This window comes from Cellulomonas palmilytica (assembly GCF_021590045.1).
Classification (GTDB): Bacteria; Actinomycetota; Actinomycetes; order Actinomycetales; family Cellulomonadaceae; genus Cellulomonas; species Cellulomonas palmilytica.
Window position 1 is genome coordinate 421808 of the sequence record NZ_CP062221.1, and the last position, 18063, is coordinate 439870.

25 protein-coding genes are annotated in these 18063 nt (G+C 72.6%); 20 read left to right on the forward strand and 5 right to left on the reverse strand.

Annotation, left to right across the window (positions count from 1 at the left end):
- Nucleotides 1–117 precede the first annotated feature (117 nt).
- From F1D97_RS02115 to F1D97_RS02170, 12 genes are all read left to right on the forward strand, one after another.
- Complete coding sequence (locus F1D97_RS02115; protein WP_236122094.1) at nucleotides 118–732, forward strand: TetR/AcrR family transcriptional regulator; 615 nt, start codon at nucleotides 118–120, stop codon at nucleotides 730–732.
- Nucleotides 733–900: 168 nt separating this feature from the next.
- Nucleotides 901–1731 carry a DUF4397 domain-containing protein gene (locus F1D97_RS02120; protein WP_236122095.1) on the forward strand — a complete coding sequence of 277 codons (831 nt, stop codon included), beginning with the start codon at nucleotides 901–903 and terminating at the stop codon, nucleotides 1729–1731.
- A gap of 3 nt (nucleotides 1732–1734) precedes the next feature.
- Nucleotides 1735–2403 carry a class F sortase gene (locus F1D97_RS02125; RefSeq protein ID WP_236122096.1) on the forward strand — a complete coding sequence of 223 codons (669 nt, stop codon included), beginning with the start codon at nucleotides 1735–1737 and terminating at the stop codon, nucleotides 2401–2403.
- A 119-nt stretch (nucleotides 2404–2522) separates the two neighbouring features.
- On the forward strand, nucleotides 2523–3131 hold the full coding sequence (locus F1D97_RS02130; RefSeq protein ID WP_396022551.1) for an RNA polymerase sigma factor: 609 nt from the start codon (nucleotides 2523–2525) through the stop codon (nucleotides 3129–3131).
- A 7-nt stretch (nucleotides 3132–3138) separates the two neighbouring features.
- Complete coding sequence (locus F1D97_RS02135; RefSeq protein WP_236122097.1) at nucleotides 3139–3930, forward strand: anti-sigma factor; 792 nt, start codon at nucleotides 3139–3141, stop codon at nucleotides 3928–3930.
- 7 nt (nucleotides 3931–3937) lie between these two features.
- Nucleotides 3938–4642, forward strand: coding sequence for a DUF2510 domain-containing protein (locus tag F1D97_RS02140; protein WP_236122098.1), 705 nt, complete (start codon nucleotides 3938–3940; stop codon nucleotides 4640–4642).
- A 77-nt stretch (nucleotides 4643–4719) separates the two neighbouring features.
- Nucleotides 4720–5007: a WXG100 family type VII secretion target gene (locus F1D97_RS02145; protein ID WP_236122099.1), complete on the forward strand. Its 288-nt coding sequence runs from the start codon at nucleotides 4720–4722 to the stop codon at nucleotides 5005–5007.
- A complete protein-coding gene (locus F1D97_RS02150; protein WP_236122100.1) occupies nucleotides 5007–5567 on the forward strand; it encodes a hypothetical protein in 561 nt (186 codons plus the stop codon). Before F1D97_RS02145 ends, F1D97_RS02150 begins: the two co-directional genes overlap by 1 nt.
- A gap of 1 nt (nucleotide 5568) precedes the next feature.
- The gene (locus tag F1D97_RS02155; protein ID WP_236122101.1) at nucleotides 5569–5883 is read left to right on the forward strand and encodes a hypothetical protein; all 315 of its coding nucleotides are present in this window, start codon (nucleotides 5569–5571) and stop codon (nucleotides 5881–5883) included.
- A 60-nt stretch (nucleotides 5884–5943) separates the two neighbouring features.
- On the forward strand, nucleotides 5944–6717 hold the full coding sequence (locus F1D97_RS02160; RefSeq protein ID WP_236122102.1) for a hypothetical protein: 774 nt from the start codon (nucleotides 5944–5946) through the stop codon (nucleotides 6715–6717).
- Nucleotides 6714–7169, forward strand: a complete 456-nt coding sequence (locus tag F1D97_RS02165; RefSeq protein WP_236122103.1) for a DUF2510 domain-containing protein — start codon at nucleotides 6714–6716, stop codon at nucleotides 7167–7169. The genes F1D97_RS02160 and F1D97_RS02165 overlap by 4 nt, the downstream gene beginning before the upstream one ends.
- Before the next feature lie 31 nt (nucleotides 7170–7200).
- Nucleotides 7201–7995, forward strand: coding sequence for a DUF2510 domain-containing protein (locus tag F1D97_RS02170; protein ID WP_236122104.1), 795 nt, complete (start codon nucleotides 7201–7203; stop codon nucleotides 7993–7995).
- On the opposite strand, the gene F1D97_RS02175 is transcribed toward F1D97_RS02170, so the two are convergent.
- A complete protein-coding gene (locus tag F1D97_RS02175) occupies nucleotides 7983–8996 on the reverse strand; it encodes an NAD-dependent epimerase/dehydratase family protein (RefSeq protein ID WP_236122105.1) in 1014 nt (337 codons plus the stop codon). The two genes, F1D97_RS02170 and F1D97_RS02175, sit on opposite strands and share 13 nt — an antisense overlap.
- A 66-nt stretch (nucleotides 8997–9062) precedes the next feature.
- Here F1D97_RS02175 and F1D97_RS02180 point away from each other — a divergent pair, with 66 nt between their 5' ends.
- Nucleotides 9063–10004: a prenyltransferase/squalene oxidase repeat-containing protein gene (locus tag F1D97_RS02180; RefSeq protein WP_236122106.1), complete on the forward strand. Its 942-nt coding sequence runs from the start codon at nucleotides 9063–9065 to the stop codon at nucleotides 10002–10004.
- A gap of 33 nt (nucleotides 10005–10037) precedes the next feature.
- Here F1D97_RS02180 and F1D97_RS02185 read toward each other — a convergent pair whose 3' ends face one another.
- The gene (locus F1D97_RS02185; protein ID WP_236122107.1) at nucleotides 10038–10892 is read right to left on the reverse strand and encodes a hypothetical protein; all 855 of its coding nucleotides are present in this window, start codon (nucleotides 10890–10892) and stop codon (nucleotides 10038–10040) included.
- Nucleotides 10893–10954: 62 nt separating this feature from the next.
- Here F1D97_RS02185 and istB point away from each other — a divergent pair, with 62 nt between their 5' ends.
- Both istB and F1D97_RS02195 read left to right on the forward strand, forming a co-directional pair.
- Nucleotides 10955–11749: an IS21-like element helper ATPase IstB gene (gene istB / locus F1D97_RS02190; RefSeq protein ID WP_236122108.1), complete on the forward strand. Its 795-nt coding sequence runs from the start codon at nucleotides 10955–10957 to the stop codon at nucleotides 11747–11749.
- An 84-nt stretch (nucleotides 11750–11833) separates the two neighbouring features.
- Nucleotides 11834–12082, forward strand: a complete 249-nt coding sequence (locus tag F1D97_RS02195; protein ID WP_236122109.1) for a hypothetical protein — start codon at nucleotides 11834–11836, stop codon at nucleotides 12080–12082.
- Between the two features lie 29 nt (nucleotides 12083–12111).
- Here the strand turns inward: F1D97_RS02195 and F1D97_RS02200 are convergent, their stop codons facing one another.
- Complete coding sequence (locus tag F1D97_RS02200; protein ID WP_236122110.1) at nucleotides 12112–12804, reverse strand: PKD domain-containing protein; 693 nt, start codon at nucleotides 12802–12804, stop codon at nucleotides 12112–12114.
- Nucleotides 12805–12914: 110 nt separating this feature from the next.
- A complete protein-coding gene (locus tag F1D97_RS02205) occupies nucleotides 12915–13550 on the reverse strand; it encodes a DUF6318 family protein (RefSeq protein ID WP_236122111.1) in 636 nt (211 codons plus the stop codon).
- A 195-nt stretch (nucleotides 13551–13745) separates the two neighbouring features.
- On the opposite strand from F1D97_RS02205, the gene F1D97_RS02210 reads away from it, so the two are divergent.
- Nucleotides 13746–13955 carry a hypothetical protein gene (locus tag F1D97_RS02210; RefSeq protein WP_236122112.1) on the forward strand — a complete coding sequence of 70 codons (210 nt, stop codon included), beginning with the start codon at nucleotides 13746–13748 and terminating at the stop codon, nucleotides 13953–13955.
- A gap of 233 nt (nucleotides 13956–14188) precedes the next feature.
- A complete protein-coding gene (locus tag F1D97_RS02215; RefSeq protein ID WP_236122113.1) occupies nucleotides 14189–14383 on the forward strand; it encodes a hypothetical protein in 195 nt (64 codons plus the stop codon).
- A 143-nt stretch (nucleotides 14384–14526) separates the two neighbouring features.
- Here the strand turns inward: F1D97_RS02215 and F1D97_RS02220 are convergent, their stop codons facing one another.
- A complete protein-coding gene (locus F1D97_RS02220; protein ID WP_236122114.1) occupies nucleotides 14527–14664 on the reverse strand; it encodes a hypothetical protein in 138 nt (45 codons plus the stop codon).
- A gap of 218 nt (nucleotides 14665–14882) precedes the next feature.
- Between F1D97_RS02220 and F1D97_RS02225 the strand changes: the two genes are divergently transcribed.
- The 3 genes from F1D97_RS02225 to F1D97_RS02235 all read left to right on the forward strand — a co-directional run bounded on the left by F1D97_RS02225 (nucleotide 14883) and on the right by F1D97_RS02235 (nucleotide 18004).
- Nucleotides 14883–15470, forward strand: a complete 588-nt coding sequence (locus tag F1D97_RS02225) for a GNAT family N-acetyltransferase (protein WP_236122115.1) — start codon at nucleotides 14883–14885, stop codon at nucleotides 15468–15470.
- 91 nt (nucleotides 15471–15561) lie between these two features.
- Nucleotides 15562–16734, forward strand: a complete 1173-nt coding sequence (locus tag F1D97_RS02230) for a hypothetical protein (protein WP_236122116.1) — start codon at nucleotides 15562–15564, stop codon at nucleotides 16732–16734.
- A gap of 1 nt (nucleotide 16735) precedes the next feature.
- Nucleotides 16736–18004, forward strand: coding sequence for a hypothetical protein (locus tag F1D97_RS02235; protein ID WP_236122117.1), 1269 nt, complete (start codon nucleotides 16736–16738; stop codon nucleotides 18002–18004).
- The last annotated feature ends 59 nt before the right edge of the window (nucleotides 18005–18063 follow it).

The window sequence follows — 18063 nt, forward strand, 5'->3', positions numbered from 1 at the left end:
TCCCACCGTCCGCCGGAGTCCGCGGGCACCCTCGTCGGCCCGTCACCGCGACCGTACGCGCGTCGGCGGGCTAAATCAACACGTGTAGATATCGAGTCACGCGCGTACCCTGCCGACGTGACGACCGACGCCCCGGCCCCCCGCCGACGCGGCCGCGGCGAGAAGTTCCCCGGCGGCCGCGACGCGATCCTCGCCGCGGCACGCGACCAGTTCGCCGAGCGCGGCTACGCGGGCGCGACCATCCGCGGCATCGCGCAGCAGGCGGGCGTCGACCCCAAGCTCGTCATGCACTTCTTCTCCAGCAAGGACGAGCTGTTCGCCGCGACGCTCGAGCTGCCCGTCGAGGGGCTGCTCGCGCTGGTCGCCGCGTTGCAGGCGCCGCAGGACGAGGTCGCGGAACGGCTCACGCGCGCGTACGTCGACATCTGGGAGTCGCCGCTGACCGGGCCGCAGGTGCGCGCGATGCTCCTGTCCGTCGCGACCATCGACGCGGCCGCCGAGGCGCTGCGCACCGCGTTCGAGCAGCGGATCGCCCGCGCGCTCGGGGACCGGTTCGAGCCCGTCGCCGTCGTCACCGCGATGAGCCAGCTGCTCGGCGCGGCGCTCGTCCGCTACGTCGTGCGGATGCCCGCGTTCGACGCGCTCACGCGCGAGGAGTTCGTCGCGCAGCTCGTCCCGTCCGTCGCCGCGAGCCTGGAACGAGGCCGGGTCGACGCGCCGCCCCCCGGCTGACCGGGATCGGGTGGAGAAACGCTCGTCAGGTGAGCGTTTCTCCACCCGATCGACCTTCGCGCACGCTCGTCGGAAGAAATCTCGTCGCGGGTGCATCCGGATCCCGCCTCCGGGCGGAAGTAGGGGTGTCAGGCGCCGACCCGGCGCCCACTCCCGGAAGGACGCACCATGCGCACTCGACTTCTCGCCGGCACCGCAGCCGGTGCCCTCGGACTCGCCGCCGTCGCCCTCACCGCCGGTCCCGCCTCCGCCGCCGACGAGGCCTCGCTCTCCGTGCTGCACGGCGTGCCGGGGCTCACCGTCGACGTCTACGTCAACGGCGAGCTGACGCTCGACGACTTCGAGCCCGGCGCACTCGCCGGCCCGCTCGACCTGCCCGCCGGGACGTACACGGTCGCGATCACCGCGGCGGACGCCGCCGACGACAGCGACCCGGCCATCGGCCCCGTCGACCTCGAGCTCGCGGCCTCGACCAGCTACACGGCCGTCGCGCACCTCGACGCCGCGGGCGAGCCCACCGCCTCGCTGTTCACCAACGACACGTCGGCGACGAAGGCCGGCGAGGGTCGCCTGACCGTCCGGCACGTCGCAGCCGCGCCCGGTGTGGACGTCCTCGCGGGCGGCGACGCCGTGATCAGCAACCTCGAGAACCCCGACGAGAAGGTCCTCGACCTGCCCGCCGGCACGGTCTCCGCGAGCGTCGTCGCGGCCGGCACCACCGAGCCCGCGCTGCTCGGCCCGGCGGACGTGGACGTCGCCGAGGGCACCAACACCATCGTCTACGCGTGGGGCTCGGCGAGCTCCGACCCGGCGACGCTCGCGCTCGCCACGCAGGTCATCGACGGCCTGCACAGCGACCCGGGTGCCGTCCAGGCCGGTCAGCTCGGCCTCGCCGCCGACGAGCCCGGTGCCGCCCTCTGGCCGTACGCGCTCGGCGCCATCGCGGTCATCGGCGCCGCGGGCCTCGTCGTCCGCCGGGCCACGGCGACCACGCGCTGACCCGTGGCACGACGACACCGCACGCCGGCCGGGGCGGTCCGCGCCGCCCTGGTCGGCGCGCTCGTCGCGACGCTCGTCGTCGGCTGCACCTCCAGGCAGCCCGCGCCCGAGCCCGCGGCGACCGTGCCGTCGGCGCCGCCCGGACCCACGTCGGCGGCGCCGACGCCGTCGCCGCCCGACATCCCGGTCCGGGACGCGACCGCACCGGCGCCCGCCACGCGCGTGGCGCCGGTGCGGCTCGCGGTCCCCGACGTCGACCTCGACATGACGGTCGTGCCTGTCGGGGTGCTCGACGACGGGACCATGGAGATCCCCGAGGACGCCGACGAGGCCGGCTGGTACCGGTTCGGCCCGGCACCCGCGGACGACGACGGCAACACGCTCATCGCCGCGCACGTCGACTCCCGGCTCACCGGCATCGGACCGTTCTCGCGGCTGCGGGACGTGCCCAGCGGGGCGCCGGTCGCGGTGACCGACGCCGACGGGACCGTGCACCGCTACCGCGTCACCGACGTGGAGTCGATCGACAAGGACTCCGCACCGCTGGACGTGTGGTTCGCGCGCTCGGGGCCGCCCCGGCTCGTGCTCGTCACCTGCGGCGGGACGTGGCAGGAGGACGTCGGGCACTACTCCGACAACGTCGTGGTCACCGCCGAACCGGTGACCGGCTGAGCATGTCCGTCCTCACCGCGCGGCGGGGCCCGAACCCGGGTACGGTCGCGGCCTCGGGATCGGGCCCGGGGACGGGCACGGGTTCGGGCTCGGGACCAGCGACGACGGACGGGGAGCGCGTGACCGGAGGGCAGGAGCGACCCGGCGCTCCGCTGCGTGCGGTCCCCGCCCCCGTTCCCGGGCCGGACGGGGAGGGCGTCGAGGAGCTCGGCGTCGCGTTCGCCGCCGGCGACGAGGACGCGATCCGCGAGGCCTACCGGCGCTGGTCCACGCTCGTGCACACCATCGCGCTGCGGTCGCTCGGGAGCGTCGCCGACGCCGAGGAGGTCACGCAGCAGGTCTTCGTCGACGCGTGGCGCGCCCGCCACCGGTTCGACCCCACCCGCGCACGCCTGCCCGCGTGGCTGCTCGGCATCACCCGCCACGCCGTCGCCGACGCGCACGAGCGCCGCTCCCGCGACCAGCGCCTCGCCGCCGCGGCACCCGTCGCCCCCGCGACCGTTGCCGCCGACGACGACCGCGTGGTCGACTCCGTCGTCGTCGCCGACGAGCTCGACCGGCTCGGCGACCCGCAACGCACGATCCTGCGCCTCGCGTTCTACGAGGACCTCACGCACGACCAGATCGCCACGAGACTGGACCTGCCGCTCGGCACGGTGAAGAGCCACGTGCGGCGTAGTCTCGCCCGGCTGCGCAACCGATGGGAGGTGGACGGTGCCGTGGGATGAGTCGCACGTGGACGACGACGTGCTGGCCCTCCTCGCCCTCGGTGAGGACGCCGGGACGCCCGACGAGCGTGCGCACGTCGCCGGGTGCGAGCGGTGCACCGCCGAGGTCGCGGCGCTCGGCGGGGTCGTGTCGCTCGCGCGCGGGGCGGACGTCACCTTCGTCACCCCCGCACCGCAGGTGTGGGACCGGATCGAGTCGGAGCTCGGCCTGACGCCCGTCGCGTCGCAGGGCTCGTCGTCCGACACGAGCTCGTCGCCGCACGGCTCCTCGGTGCCTGCGTCGCAGGTCTCGTCGGTGCCTTCGTCGTCGCAGGGGACGTCGGACGCAGGCTCGTCGGGCGACGGGGTCGTGGTGGCGCTGCCGCGGCGGCGGGTCGCGTGGGGGTGGGTCGCGGGTGCGGCCGCCGCCGGCGTGCTGATCGGCGGGGTGGGCGTCGGGTGGGCGCAGTCGCGGGACGCGCGGGAGACGGTCGTCGCGTCCGCCGCGCTCCAGCCGCTGCCCGGCTGGTCCGCCGAGGGCACCGCCCGGGTCGAGGTGGGCCGCGACGGCGAGCGCGTGCTCGTCGTCGACGTGCAGGACGGGAAGCCCGAGGACGGGTTCCGCGAGGTGTGGCTGCTGCGCCCCGACGTGAGCGGACTCGTCAGCCTCGGGACGCTCACCGGCTCGTCGGGCCGGTTCGACCTGCCCGCGGGGCTCGACCTGGACGAGTTCTCCGTGGTCGACGTGTCGCTCGAGCAGTTCGACGGCGACCCGGCCCACTCCGGCGACTCGATCGTCCGCGGCGCCCTCGAGGCCTGACCGGTCCATGGCGGTCGAACGGCCCCGACGGGCGGTGCAGGACGAGGTGCCCTCGTCGGGCGAGGCGGTCGCCGGGTGGTTCCCGGCCGAGGATCCCGCCAGCGAGCGCTGGTGGGACGGGCACCGGTGGTCGTCCCACGTCCGGCCCTCGCCGCACCCCACCCGGGTCCCGTGGGCCGGGATCCGCTGGGGTGGCACCGGTGGACCCGTCATGCAGGTGGTCGCCGGGACGCTGCTGCTGCTCGGCGGGCGGGTCACGCTGCTCGTCGCGCTCGACGGCGGGTCGCTGCGACTGCCGGCGGCGCTCGTGACGCTCGTCGTCGTCCTGCTGGGTGCTCTCCTGCTGGTCAACGCGTCCTTCTGCTGGCGGCTCGAGGCTCGACGGTGGCCGGCAGGGGTCGCCGGACCGCCGCTCGACGCGCGGCTCGCGCACGTGCGGTGGCTCGGGGTGTCGTGGGGCGTGGGGCGCGGGTGGTCGCAGCGCTCGTTCGTCGTCGGCTTCGTCGTGACGCTCGCGGCGCTGTTCGCGGTCGTCGTCACTCTCCTGACCTGGGCCCACTCGTCGTGGTCCGACAGGGCGGTCGGCGGGACGGTCGCGCTCGTCCTGGCACTCCTCGGCGCGATGGGCCTGACCGACGGCTGGTTCCGCCTGCTCCTCGAACGCCGCCGCGAGATCGCGGGCATCCCGCAGCAGGAGGGGCACGACGCCTGAGTCGTCTTTCGAGCGGCTGTCCACAGACGGGTGAGCGAACGGTACGAAGCGGGCGGTCCGCCGCTACGCTGCCACGCATGATCCAGCTCACGGTCGACCCCGACGACCTCGAGGACGCGGTGACGGACATCCGGACGTCGGTCAAGAACCTCGAGGCATCGCTCGACGCGCTCGGTGCGGACATGAAGGTCCTCGAGGCCGCCTGGACCGGCGACGCGGCCGACGCGTTCCAGGCCAGGTACCGCTCGTGGGACTCCGACATGTCGCTCGCGATCGCGGACCTGACGGTCATCGGCGACCTGCTGTACCAGGCGTCGCTGTCCTACCAGGAGACCGAGGACGCCGTCATCGAGAGGTGCGCCTGATGAGCACACCCGCCGGCGGCCCCACGCCCGACATCGTCGCCGGGCTCGAGGCCTTCTCCCGGCGCGCCGAGGCGTCGCTCGCGCGGCTGCGCGACCTCCAGAGCCAGATCGACGCCATCGTGCCACCCCAGCTCCCGCACGCCGTGCACGCCGAGATGGACGCCGACGGGCTGCTCGTCGAGCTCACGATCCAGCAGGACCTGCCCGCCGACGAGCTCGAGCACGAGATCGGCCTGGCGATCACCGACGCCACCCGCCGCCGACCCGCCCCCGACGTGGCCAAGACGCAGGCGACCTTCCGGGCCGCCGCCCGCGGGGGCGACCTCGACCTCGGGCGGATCCTCGACCAGGTCCTCGGCGGACTGGACCCGAGCACCGAGCCCGCGGCGCACCGCAACGCGCGGAACACCGTCGAGGTGAGCGCGCAGGCCGGAGTCGTCCGGCGCGTGCGGTGCGACCACACCTGGCTCGCGAGCACGTCCCGCGCGGGCGTTGCCGCGGAGGTGCTCGCCACCGTCAACGAGGCGGTCACCGCCTCCACCACCCCGGGGAGGGCGTGACATGGCCGACGAGTTCTCCGTCGACACCGAGGCGCTGCGCACCGACGCGTCCACGTGGCGCGGCTGGCAGGACCGGCTGAACGACATCGGCAGCGCCGTGCCGACCGTGGGCGGCGAGCTCGACTTCCTCGCCTTCTCGATGCTGCCCGGCGCCGACCAGGTGCGCAGCGCCTACGCGTCGATCGCCGCCAGCCTCGCGGACCAGATCGCCACGGGCGCGACCGTGTTCGACGGCGTGGCGAACACGCTCACCGCCGTGTCCGACCTGTACGAGGACGCCGAGGCCGCCATCGTCGAGTCGTTCCGCACCCGATGAGCCCGACGCCCGACCACCCGACGCCCCGCTCGACGAGCGCGAACCCCCGAGGAGCTGCCCGTGCTGGGTCCTAGTGCCGAGCAGGTCGCCGACTTCATCGTCACCGGCTGCGACGGCCTCGAGAAGATGGTCCGGGCCAACGTCGCGGCCGCCCCCGCGCTGATCGACCGCGCACTCGACGCCGTGCGCGTCGGCTGGCCCGTCGGGCTCCCGTTGCCCGAGCCCGCCAAGGCCCTCCTGCAACGGCTCATCATGGAGGCCGTGCGCGAGTGCGCCGAGGTCATCTACGACGCGCTCGCCCTGTTCCGCGCGCTCGCACGGTCCGTGGGACGCCCGAGCCTGCTGCGGAGCGCCGCGGGTCGCCTCGACACCGACGTCATCGCGCGCGCCGCGTCGCTCGACGCCGACCTCATCCCCGCCAGCCTCAAGGCCGACGACCGCTCGGGCTGGGACTCCGTGGCGTCCGACAGCTACGACACGGCGATCACCGAGCAGAAGACGGCGGTCGGCTCGATCGACGACGTCGCACGCGGGCTGCGGGACGCGCTCAACGCCCTGGCGAACGACATCGAGGAGTTCTTCGACGAGCTCAAGATCGCGTTCATCTCGTACCTGCTGTGCGTCGCCGGGCTCGTCCTGGCGATCCTCACCGCGGTCGAGACGCTCGGAGTGGGTGCCGTCATCGGGCTCGTCGTCGCGGTGCTCAGCATCATCGTCGGCATCTACAGCCTCGTCTCTGCGTTCACCGGTGCGTCCGCGCACAACTCCGCGAACGCCGAGCGCCTCAAGACCACCCCCGCCCTGTCCTGGCCCAAGTCGGCCTTCGCGACATGAGCGGCCCGAGCGCACCCCCGCCCCCGCCGCCACCCGCCGGCTGGTACCCCGCCGACCGCCCCGGGTTCGAGCGCTGGTGGGACGGGTTCCGCTGGACGGACCACGTGCGCCCCTCCACGCCGCCGGTGCCTGCGGCGCCGGCCGGTCCGGCGGCAGGCCCTGCGACGGGACGGCCCACCGAGACGATCCAGCTCGAGCGGATCACGTGGGCCGGCGTCGCGTGGGGCGGCCACGGCGGCAGTGCGCTGTCCACCGGGTTCGGCGCACTGTTCGTGCTGATCTCCCTGCCCCCGCTGCTGTTCGCCCTCATGGAGGACGAGCTGTGGCGCGCGCTGTTCATGGTGGCGATCGCGCTGGTCCTGCTCGTCGGGGCCGCGGCGCTCTTCATCAACGCGCACTTCTGCCGCGTGATCGAGCAGCGACAGCGCGCCGCCTGGCCACCGCGCCCCTGACCGGCCTGGGACTGCGCGGCGCATGAATCACGTGAGTCCAGCAGGGTGGTACCCGCATCCAGCCACCGGCACGCCCTCGTGGTGGGACGGTCGCGGCTTCACTGCGCCGCCACCACCGCCCTCGGGCTGGTACCCGGCCGAGCCCAAGACCGAGCGCTGGTGGGACGGCGCCGGGTGGACACCTCACACCCGGCCGACGCTCGCTCACGACCGGATCCGGTGGGCCGGCATCCCGTGGGGCGGCCCCGGCGGGCCGGCGGCCCAGCTGGTGATCGCCGCGGTCTACTTCGCCCTCGGCCTCCTCCCCGCGCTCACGGCACTGCAGGCGCACTCGTCGTCGACGCGCCTTCGAGCCGCGACGCTTGCGTGCCTCGTGTTCACAGGCGCCGCGCTCATGGTGGTCAACGCGCACTTCTGCCGGATCATCGTGGAGCGGCGCCGGTGGGCGCCGGACGACCCGCGCGCTGCAGTGCCGCCCTCCTCGCCCGATCAGCTCGCGACGTCACCTCGGATGAGCTCGCGCGACCTCGAGTCCGTGAGGTGGGCGGGATTCGAGTGGGACATGGGTCGAGGGGCGCCCGCACTGTCGTTCATCCTGGGCGCCCTTCTCGTCGTCGTGTTCGCCCCGACGCTCGTCGTCACCACCATCGGCGGACTCGTGGTGCGCTCGTGGCTCAGCGTGGGAGTGGCCGCACTCACCACGCTTGCCGTCGTCGCGGTGGGGGCCGGCGCCTTCGTCGACGGTTGTGCGCGCGTCGTGCTCGAGCGGCGCCGACGCGCCGCACAGCTCGTCCGACCGGCGTCGGTCGGGAATCACCCGTCGTAGCGAGCCGCGAGCTCGGCGTCGCGGGTGCGGGTCAGGCCCGCGCGCAGGTCGTCGGGCGGCTGCTCGTCGGGACGGCGCTCGTCGGAACCGCGCGTGCGGACCCACGCGAGGGTGTCCCGGACGGTCTCGGACAGCGGTCGGGCATGGAGCCCCGCCGCGGTCGCGCGGGTGATGTCGACGTCGAGCAGGCCGCGCATCGTCGGGTCGTCGAGCCACAGGGGCAGGTCGGCCCACGCGCGCACGCCCTCTGCCGCGCGCTGCTCGTCGGACAGGACGACGGGCTCGAACGCGACCCCCGCCTCGTCGGCGATCGTGCGCAGCAGCACCTCGAACGGGACCGCGGGCGTGGCGGCGTTGAACGTGCCGGGCGTGCGGTCCGCGCCGAGGCGGACGAGCCAGTCGGCGAGGTCGCGCGCGTCGACCCACTGCACCGGTGCGTCCAGCGGCGGAGTCACGTGCGGGCCCGGCTCGCTCATGCGCACGACCCACGCGGTGAACCGGTCGGTCGGGTCGTGCGGGCCGGCGATGATCGACGGGCGCACGATCGTGTGGCTCGCGAACCGCTCTGCGACCGCCTGCTCGCACAGCGCCTTGAGCGGACCGTAGAGCTCGGGCTCGAACGTCTCCGGGACCGGGCCGTCGAGCGCCGCGAGCGGTGCGTCCTCGTCGACGCCGGGCTCGGCGACGTCCGCGTAGACCGAGATCGTCGAGACGAGGACGTAGTGGTCCGTGCGGTCCTGGAGGGCGTCCGCGGTCCGGTGGATCTGGGCCGGGTGGTACGCCGAGAGGTCGTAGACGACGTCCCACTCGCCGGCCGTGAGCGCGGAGACGTCGTCGTCGCGGTCGCCGTGCAGGCGCGTGACCTGCGGGAACAGATGCGGGTTCGTGCGGCCGCGCGTGAACGTCGTGACGTCCCAGCCCTCGCGCAGCAACGCCTCGACCAGGTGGACACCCAGGAACTTCGTGCCGCCCAGCACCAGGGCGCGCCCGCCAGTCGTCATGCGCGGAACGTTACGTGACGATCCGGGCATGACGGGTGTCGGTGGCCGGGTCTAGCGTCGCGGGGCATGGACGCGATGGTCGAGTACCTGCTCTCGGGAGACCCTGCGATCCGCTGGCAGGTCCTGCGGGACCTCGTCGACGCTCCGCCCGACGAGGTCGCTGCCGCGCGTGCGCTCGTCGCGACCGAGGGCTGGGGGGCGAAGCTGCTCGCGCTGCAGGGTGAGGACGGGTTGTGGGACGGCGGGACGTACCGGCCCGGGTGGGCCGACGAGTCGCGGCCGTTCTTCGACGCGTGGACCTCGACCCATTTCACGCTGCAGTCGCTGCGCGAGTACGGGCTGGACCCCGCGTCCCCCGCCGCCCAGCTCGCCATCAGTCGGGTGCGGGAGAACGCGCGATGGGACTACGACGGATCGCCCTACTTCGAGGGCGAGGTCGAGCCGTGCATCAACGGGACCGCGCTGGCCGTCGGGGCGTACTTCGGGGAGTCCGTCGACCAGATCGTCGACAAGCTGCTCGAACGGCAGCTGCCCGACGGCGGGTGGAACTGCTGGGCCGAGAATTCCGAGGCCGTGTCGTCGTTCCACTCCACCATCTGCGCCGTCGAAGGGCTGCTGGAGTTCGAGACGGCGACCGGTGGGACCTCGGCGTCGCGCGCTGCCCGGGACGCCGGGGAGGAGTACCTGCTCGCGCGCGGGCTGCTGCGGCGGGTCACCACCGGCGAGATCGTCGACCCGCGGTTCACGATGCTCTCCTATCCCGTGCGCTGGTACTACGACGTGCTGCGCGGGCTGGACCACTTCCGCCTCGCCGACCGGCGCGACGAGCGGCTCACCGAGGCCGTCGAGCTGCTCCGCTCCAAGCGCGGCGACTACGGACTGTTCCCGTACGAGAACTGCCACGAGGGGCCGACGCTGTTCGAGATGGAGCAGGAGGGCGAGGGCTTCCCGAGCCGCTGGGTGACGCTGCGGGCGCTGCGCGTACTGCGCTGGTGGGACCACGACTGATCCTGACGCCGCTCGCCCGAGCGACTCCTCCTCTCATGAGACGAGCCAGCGGCACGCAGCGTGCGGATACGCGTGGTAGTCGGGGTCCTGGCAGTAGTCGACGGGACCCACCGGGGCGCTGACCGCAGCCGTGACTGTCGTACGTGGGACGTCCGCGCAGGGTTGTTCGGCGGCGAGGATCTCCAGAACCTTGCGGGGGTCGACGACCTGACCCTCTCGGTACTCGTGACGAGACCAGCGCACCGCGCAAGCCGCAATCGAGTCGATGTGCGCGTACTGACGCTCGATCTGGAGGAGGAGCTCGTCAGCGATCTCGGCGCAATGGCGATGCGACCGGATCTTGTGCTCGGACCGTTCCTCCAGTTCTTCCCCATCGCCGAAATCCGGACATTCGTCGTGGTGCACCAACCGGCCACAGGAGGAGCACATGCCCTCGAAGTAGGTCGGGGGCCACCGATGGTGCGATGCGATCCGCGGTCGCAGGGCGTCGAGAAGTCGGCGCGTGTGAACGAAGAGCTCGCCGTACTCGCCAACTGTGACGTCGTTGCAGCAGTACGCCTGGCAGCGCCGCACCGCTGCGATGAGCGAGTCCCTCTCAACGAGGAGCTCGTCGAGCACATCGACGCACTCCTTGTGACGCAGCAACGTCGACATCACGCCCGAGCGTCGGGATGCCCTCTCCGCCGCATCTCGCTCGAGCCGATGCACGAGTCGGGATGACGCGGCAACGAGGTCTTCAAGCGTATAGACCAGCAGATTATGGGGGTCGTCCCCCAGTGTGAGCGCCTCCCGTATCTCCACGTCGAGGTCGCGGTCGTCGACTGTACTGGCCCGCTCTGCAACCACCCGCTGAATGCGCTCGTGCAGGAAGACGTAGCCATCACACATTGGCTGACGGCCCACCCTCCAGCGAGGCCGCGACCGCGGCGGTCACCGCTGAAGGGACGTAGATGACCACCACCACGAAGTCCGGACCGGCACCGGACCAGCTGGCCTCCAAGCTCGCCTACCTGACCAGGGTGCTCAAGACCCCGACGATCGGGCGGACCTGGGACACCCTGGCCGACCAGGCACGGGAGGCGAACTGGTCGCACGAGGAGTACCTCGCCGCGGTCCTCGAACGTCAGGTCGCCGACCGGGAGTCCGCCGGGACCATGATGCGGATCCGCACCGCGCACTTGCCGCAGGTCAAGACCCTGGAGGACTTCAACCTCGAGCACCTGCCGTCCTTGCGCAAGGACGTGCTGGCGCACCTGGCCACGGCGACGTTCGTGCCCAAGTGCGAGAACGTGATCCTGCTCGGACCGCCCGGGCTGGGCAAGACGCATCTGGCCATCGGGCTGGGCATCAAGGCCGCCCAGGCCGGCAGCTCGGTGCTGTTCGACACCGCGACGAACTGGGTCGACCGCCTGGCGCGCGCTCACCACGCCGGCGCCCTGGAAGCCGAGCTGAAGAAGATCCGCCGCTACAAGCTGATCATCATCGACGAGGTCGGCTGCATCCCGTTCGACACCGACGCCGCGAACCTGTTCTTCCAGCTCGTCGCCTCCCGCTACGAGACCGGCTCGATCCTGGTCACCTCGAACCTGCCGTTCGGGCGCTGGGGCGAGGTCTTCGGCGACGAAGTCGTCGCCGCCGCGATGATCGACCGACTCGTCCACCACGCCGAGGTCCTCACCCTGGCCGGAGAGTCCTACCGCACCCGCGCCCGCCGCGAGCTCCTCGCCACGGACCGCGACAAGTAGACCAGGACGAACCCGCCAGGGGGTCAATCCCAATCCGACGACAGGGGGTCAATCCCAACCCGTCGTTGACACCACACTCGCCGTATGTCGTCTCTGACCACCATCAGGGTGCCGCGCCCTCTGTACGACCGCCTGGCGCAGCGTGCTCGCGCGAGCAACACGACGCTGGCTGTCGCACTGGAGCATGCGCTGGACGCGGCGGACGAGCAGGATTTCTGGGCCGCCGTGCGCGTCAGCAACCGGCACGCCGACGCCGACACGCTCGCGTCCGTAGCGCTTCGCGACAACCTCGACGAGCCGGCAGACGACGCGCACGGAACGGCCCGCTGGTGAACTGAGGAGCGATGCACCTCGTCCCCCGCTCAGTCGACCAGCGTCGACCGCAGCTCGATCACCTCGAACTCTTCGCCCTCGTCAACGGTGAAGACGGTACCCGCGGCATCGCGCCACTTCCTCAGTGGGTCGGTGTCCACCTGGTACTTGGCCGACCATGTCGTCGTGAGCGTGATCCTGGCCGTTCCGAGCTGCTCGTATTCGTGAGTCAGGTCGAAAGCCGGGTAGGGGCGTCCAGGCTCGGCGGTCGTCAGAGCTGTGCCGTCGCCGAACTCCCACGTGTACTCACGCGGCGTCACGACGACGTCCACGTCGTAGAAATCCATGAGCCGGACGCGGAACTCCTGGGCCGAAGGCTCGGCGTAGACGATGACAGGCTTGCTGATCAGCATCGGCCCGTCGACTGGCTGGTGCTGGACCTCGACCGCCTTGATCTTGAGCTCGCGCAGGTCCGCACCGGTGAACGGTGGCTGCAGGTCTTCAGGGCACGACCATTCCCAACGCAGGTGCCACGTGCCGGTCGTGTCGCTGCGCAGGCGTCGCCACAGCGGCGGGACGGGCGGCCCGTCCTCGCACACCGTGTCCCTCGGCGGGATCGGCGGCGGGCACGGGGTTTCTTCGGGTCTAGGCACCTTGCACTGAGCTGTGCGCTCGTACTCGTAGTACCCCCGGGAGGCATCCAGGCGACGATCGTGCTCTGCCCTGAAGGCGCCTGCCGCCATGCGGTCCTTGTGACCGATCAAGCCGACCCACGCAGGGGCGTCGGCCAGCGCCGTCGGGGTCCCCGCGGCCGCAATCGCAACAATTGCCAGCGCAACTGCCGCGGCCGCCCTTACTCCTTTTCTGACCACTTGACGTCCACCCCGTCGATCGACCAACCGCTCCCTGTCCACGTGGCCAGCAGCTCCACGCGCATGTCGAGCACGTAGTCGACGACTTCCTCCACCGTGCCGTCAGCGCGGAGCACCTGGCCCTCGTGCTCCTTCATCGTGATGCCGACGATGAACTGGTCGTCGACCTCGAACGTGGGAACGGCCTGGGCCGACCTGATCTCGAGGCGGCTGCCCGTCCGTCGCTTGCCTGCGGCTCTGTCTTCCTCGACGTACTCGACGGTCGCCGCGCAGTAGTTGCACGACTTCCCACTCAGTGCCTTCCACTCCTCGAAGTCGCCGGTCGCGAACACGTAGGGGGACAGCAACATGAAGTAGGTCGCGGCGTCCTTGGCGGTCTCTTCCGAGGGCGGCCCGTCGAGGGCCTCAGGACGAGCGGGCGGAACCGTCGCATCGAACTCGTCGACATCGGGCGTTGCACGTGCCGTCGGCGTTGGTGATGGCTCGGGAGCTTGGCTGGCAGAAGTGGCCGGGGCTGGTGTCGTCGGGTCGACGGTCGGGGTGCTGTTGTCGCAGCCCGCGACGAGCACGAGGGCTCCGGTCAGCGAGGCGACCGCGACGAGCTTCGAGAAACGCATGGCGCCGAACCTATCCATATCGGACATGGCGCATCACCCGCCGTCTCACGCCTGTGGATAACACCGGGCGCACCAAAGACGGGCGGCCGATGTCACACGTCGTATCCCTCAACCGCCCCGGTGCTCCTGACGATGAGACAAGCAGAGCGACGCCGCTCAGCACCCGGCGTCCCTGGACGGCCGAGGAGTCAGCAGATGTTCAGCCCCCGCGAGCGCACCGACGCAGCCGACACGCAGTCCGGCGCGGGGTCCCTCGCGGTCGCTCTCGGCGTCGCCCACGCCACCCCTCCGGCGATCCACCTGCCGTCGCTGTCGCAGCGCCTGGTCCCGGGCCGCTCGCCGCTGGAGGCGACGGGTTGGGCCGCTCCCGACGAGCCCGCCCCGGGCAGGCCCGCGCACCGCTGACGGAGCACCGCGCGCCGCCCGACGAGGCCCGCGCACCCTCGTCGTACCCCCGCGCCGCGACGACGACCGACGTCGGACGATCCGCACGACACAGGCCGAACGTCCCTTGCGCACCGAGGTGGACCATCTCGTGGACCATCGCGCGCAGATCACTCCACCTCGCCCACGGGGCTTCGCATCATGGATCGCAGAGGGAGCGAGGACGCACCCGGCCAGGTCGAGAGGATGACGCGATGTCCGGCACGCAGGAGCACATGGTGAACACCGGTGAGCTGTCGCTCGCCGTGATGCTCGGCATCGCCCCCGCGACTCCGCCGGCCGTCCGTGTCCCGTCGATGGCGCAGCGGATGGTTCCCGGCCGTTCGCCGCTGGAGGCGACGGGCTGGGCCGTTCCCGACGACGTGCGCGAGCTCACCTCCTCGCGCTGAAGCGGCGCCCAGCACCGACCCGTTCCCCTTTCCCCCTTCCGGGGCCGGTGCTGGGCAGCCGATGCCACAGGGAAGAACAGCGCCCGGCGCGCACGAACCCGCAGGTCGTGCGCGCCGGGCGCTGCTGTGTGAGGGGCCGGGAGTCAGACGGTGGTGGCCGCGAGCGCGGTGAGCACGCCCGCGACGGCTCCGACGAGCACGGCGGCGACCGCGAGCGTGCGGTGCGCGAGCAGGTCGGTGAGGGCGGAGTGCGGGCGGGCGGGGGATGGCGTCGTGGTCATCGGTCCTCCTGGTCGGCGCCCGGTGGTGCCGGTCGAGGGCGGTGTTGGTCGAGGGGCGGCCCCGGCGCGGGCGGCGGGGGGACCGCCCGTCGTCGGGCACCGGCCCGCTCCTCGTCGAACGCGACCGGCTTGACCACCCTCACCCGGCGAATCGGACGCCGCAACCGGAGCGGCTGTCGGTGGTCGGTGCCACGCTTCGCCCGAGGGAGGTGGTCGCTGTGGGGGCGTTGACCGGTGAGCTGACGGTGCGGGCGTTGGACGCGAGCACGTGGGATCTGTTCGAGGGTCTCGCGGAGCGGCACAACGGCGTGTGGGGCGGGTGCTGGTGCGTGTACTTCCATCCGAACTGCGACGAGAAGCGGGTCTCCGCGGAGGGCAACCGGCTGCTCAAGGAGCGGTTGGTGCGCGAGGGCCGGGCGCACGCGGCGCTCGTCGTCGACGGCGACGAGGCCGTGGCGTGGTGCCAGTACGGCACGCCCGACGAGCTGCCGGAGATCCAGCACCGCAAGGACTACGAGAAGGCCCTGGTCGACCTGCCGGACTGGCGGATCACGTGCTTCTTCGTGGACCGCCGCTATCGCCGCAAGGGCACGTCGGCGGTGGTGCTGCAGGGCGCGCTCGACCTGATCGCGGCCGCGGGTGGGGGTGTGGTCGAGTCGTACCCGCAGGACACGGCGGGTCAGCGGACGTCGGCGTCGTTCCTCTACAACGGGACGCGGTCGCTGTTCGAGCGCGCGGGCTTCACCTACGACCGCCCGAAGGGCAAGAACCACTGCGTCATGCGCCGCACGGTCGCACCGGCCTGATCCCGTCGCCCGTTTGGTCCCCGTCCACCGCACGGTTCTGGCAGCATCGCTGCCGCGGCCGCGACGAGGGTGCGCGGCGGAGGGGGCGGACGTGGAGGTCCTGTTCGACGGCAGCGTGCACGTGGACTACCCCTTCCTCGCACTCGAGGCACCGGAGTCGCCGTACGGCCTGGTCGGCACCGGGTTCATGTCGATGGGCGGGCAAGCCAACGGGATCTGCGGCGCGCGGGTCCCGTGCGCGCTCCTCATGCGGACGGGTCTCCACACGGGCCATGTGCCCCTGCGCGTCGAGCGGTACGACGAGCGCCCGGACCTCGCCGACGAGTGGGAGGACGTCGTCGAGGTCTCGCTCACGGTCATCGACGCGGACTACGCGATCACGGCATTCGAGAGCACCGACTGGCTCCCCACGATCGCACCCGGCGAGTACCGCGCCCGGTGGTGCGCGGCCGGCATGGACGCGGGACGCGACCAGGACAACACGGGACGGGACGAGGCGCCGGACCGCTACCTCCTGCAGCTGTGGCCGCACCCGCCGGGCGCGGAGGTCGTCGTGCGCCAGGGCAGCGAGCTGGCGGCGTACTGGGCGGGCGTCGCCGCAGAGACTTCGCCGCCCGACCTCGACGAGCTGCGCGAGCAGGGCTGGGGAGTCGACGCCGACGACCTGCTCGAGGATCGCGAGCTCACGGAGGAGGAGGTCGCGCAGCGCGTGGCTCTCATGAACGAGAGGATGCGGGGCGACCGCCCGCCGAACCCGACGCTGCGGGAGTGGGGCGACCAGACGCTCCTGCTCGCCCAGCTCGACCGTGACCTGCTCGACGAGCTCACGGACCTGAGCCCCGGAGTCCTGCGCGCGCTCGCGGTGCAGGCCACGCGGACGCTCGCCGAGGAGGCCGGTGGCATGGACCGCCCGCCGGTGGTCGAGGCGCTCGACGTCGTGGCGCGGGGCGGCACGCTGCCGGAGGTCTGGCAGGACTGGGAGTCCGCGGAGCGGATCTTCGCCACGGACGAGGAGGACGACGAGACCGCCGAGGGCGAGGTGGTGTCCTTCGTGGCCGGCTTCATCGGCGATGAGCGACCTCAGCACATCCCGATGGCGATCGACGTCGCGGCGATCGAGGCGATCCGCGGTGCCGCCACCGAGCAGGACGGCCGCGCCGCGGCCCACGCGGTCTTCTGCCTGCTGTCCCGCGCGGACGACCCGGCGGTGGCGGCCGCCGAGGTCCGCGCGGCCATCACCCGACTCTGCGCGGACGGAGCGTGACGTGGAGGTCCTGTTCGACGGCGGGGTGCACGTGCACTACGGCTTCCTCGCGCTGGAGCCGGCGGACTGGGCGGTCGGGTCGCTCGGGTTCATGCTCGAGTCGATCGGCGGGCAGGCCAACGGGATCTGCGGCGCGGGGGTCCCGCACGCGGTACGGATGCAGACGGGCCTGCACACGGGCGAGGTCCCGGTCCGGGTCGAGCGGCACGACGAGCGTCCGGGCGTGGCCGACGAGTGGGAGGACGTCGTCGAGGTCTCGGTGACCCTCACGGCCGACGAGTACGCGGTGAAGGCGTTCGACACGAGCGAGCCGGTCGGAACGATCCCCGCGGGCGACTACCGGGCGCGGTGGTGCGCGGCCGGCATGGACGCCGGCCATGAGCTGGACACGCCGGCCCCGGGCGAGAGCGCGCCCGACCGGTACCTCCTGCAGCTGTGGCCACAGGACCCGGCGTCCGACGAGGTGCTGCGGCAGACCAGCGAGCAGGCGGCCTCCTGGCACGGCGTCGCGGCGCAGACCCCGGCGGTCGACGTCGCACAGCTGCGCGCGGCCGGGTGGAGCGAGAGCGACGACGGCACCGGCTTCGTCCCGCCCGACAGCGAGTCGTCGTGGCAGGTCATCCCCGACGAGTGGCCCGACGAGGAGCCCGACGACGTGGACATGGTGGCCGCTGCGGACCTGTCCTGGACGCTCACGGAGGTGCTGACCGACGACGACCCCGCGCCCGAGCACGCGATGTGGGGCGACCGCCCGCCGAACGACAGGCTGCGCGAGTGGGCGCAGGGCTGCGTCGAGCTCACGTTCTACGACCGCGACCTGCTCGACGAGCTGACCGGCCTCAGCCCGCGCGTGCTGCGCGCCCTGGCCGTGCGCGCCACGCGCACCCTCGCGGAGCGGGCGGGCGGCGCGGACCTGCCGGTGGTCGTCGACGCGCTCGACGTCGTGGCGCGCGGCGGCACGCTGCCGCCGGTCTGGCACGACTGGGACACGGCGCACGCGATCTTCCCGGCCCAGGAGGGAGCCGACGACGAGGTCGCGCTCGGCGTCGAGCTCTTCGACTCGATGCGGTCGGGCGACGACGCGCCGCCGCACATCCCACTGAGCGTCGACATCGCCGCGGTCGAGGCGATCCGCCGAGCCGCCGACCCGCACGACGGCCGCGCGGCGGCCCATGCGGTGTCCGCCCTGATCGGCGCGTCCGAGGACCCGGACCTCGCGATGGCGGAGATCCGCACCACGATCGCCACCCTCCGCGCCACCGGCGACTGACGCGGCCAACCCCGTGCCCGGCGCGAAGTCGTGCGTTTCTCGTGGAGTCGTGCGTTTGT

Excerpts from the sequence above, each read along its gene's own strand:
- F1D97_RS02120 (WP_236122095.1), top strand. The coding sequence starts at position 901 with ATGCGCACTCGACTTCTCGCCGGCACCGCAGCCGGTGCCCTCGGACTC.
- F1D97_RS02140 (WP_236122098.1), top strand. The coding sequence starts at position 3,938 with ATGGCGGTCGAACGGCCCCGACGGGCGGTGCAGGACGAGGTGCCCTCG.
- F1D97_RS02145 (WP_236122099.1), top strand. The coding sequence starts at position 4,720 with ATGATCCAGCTCACGGTCGACCCCGACGACCTCGAGGACGCGGTGACG.
- F1D97_RS02150 (WP_236122100.1), top strand. The coding sequence starts at position 5,007 with ATGAGCACACCCGCCGGCGGCCCCACGCCCGACATCGTCGCCGGGCTC.
- F1D97_RS02155 (WP_236122101.1), top strand. The coding sequence starts at position 5,569 with ATGGCCGACGAGTTCTCCGTCGACACCGAGGCGCTGCGCACCGACGCG.
- F1D97_RS02165 (WP_236122103.1), top strand. The coding sequence starts at position 6,714 with ATGAGCGGCCCGAGCGCACCCCCGCCCCCGCCGCCACCCGCCGGCTGG.
- F1D97_RS02175 (WP_236122105.1), bottom strand. The coding sequence starts at position 8,996 with ATGACGACTGGCGGGCGCGCCCTGGTGCTGGGCGGCACGAAGTTCCTG.
- F1D97_RS02180 (WP_236122106.1), top strand. The coding sequence starts at position 9,063 with ATGGACGCGATGGTCGAGTACCTGCTCTCGGGAGACCCTGCGATCCGC.
- F1D97_RS02185 (WP_236122107.1), bottom strand. The coding sequence starts at position 10,892 with ATGTGTGATGGCTACGTCTTCCTGCACGAGCGCATTCAGCGGGTGGTT.
- istB (WP_236122108.1), top strand. The coding sequence starts at position 10,955 with ATGACCACCACCACGAAGTCCGGACCGGCACCGGACCAGCTGGCCTCC.
- F1D97_RS02195 (WP_236122109.1), top strand. The coding sequence starts at position 11,834 with ATGTCGTCTCTGACCACCATCAGGGTGCCGCGCCCTCTGTACGACCGC.
- F1D97_RS02200 (WP_236122110.1), bottom strand. The coding sequence starts at position 12,804 with ATGGCGGCAGGCGCCTTCAGGGCAGAGCACGATCGTCGCCTGGATGCC.
- F1D97_RS02205 (WP_236122111.1), bottom strand. The coding sequence starts at position 13,550 with ATGCGTTTCTCGAAGCTCGTCGCGGTCGCCTCGCTGACCGGAGCCCTC.
- F1D97_RS02210 (WP_236122112.1), top strand. The coding sequence starts at position 13,746 with ATGTTCAGCCCCCGCGAGCGCACCGACGCAGCCGACACGCAGTCCGGC.
- F1D97_RS02215 (WP_236122113.1), top strand. The coding sequence starts at position 14,189 with ATGTCCGGCACGCAGGAGCACATGGTGAACACCGGTGAGCTGTCGCTC.
- F1D97_RS02220 (WP_236122114.1), bottom strand. The coding sequence starts at position 14,664 with ATGACCACGACGCCATCCCCCGCCCGCCCGCACTCCGCCCTCACCGAC.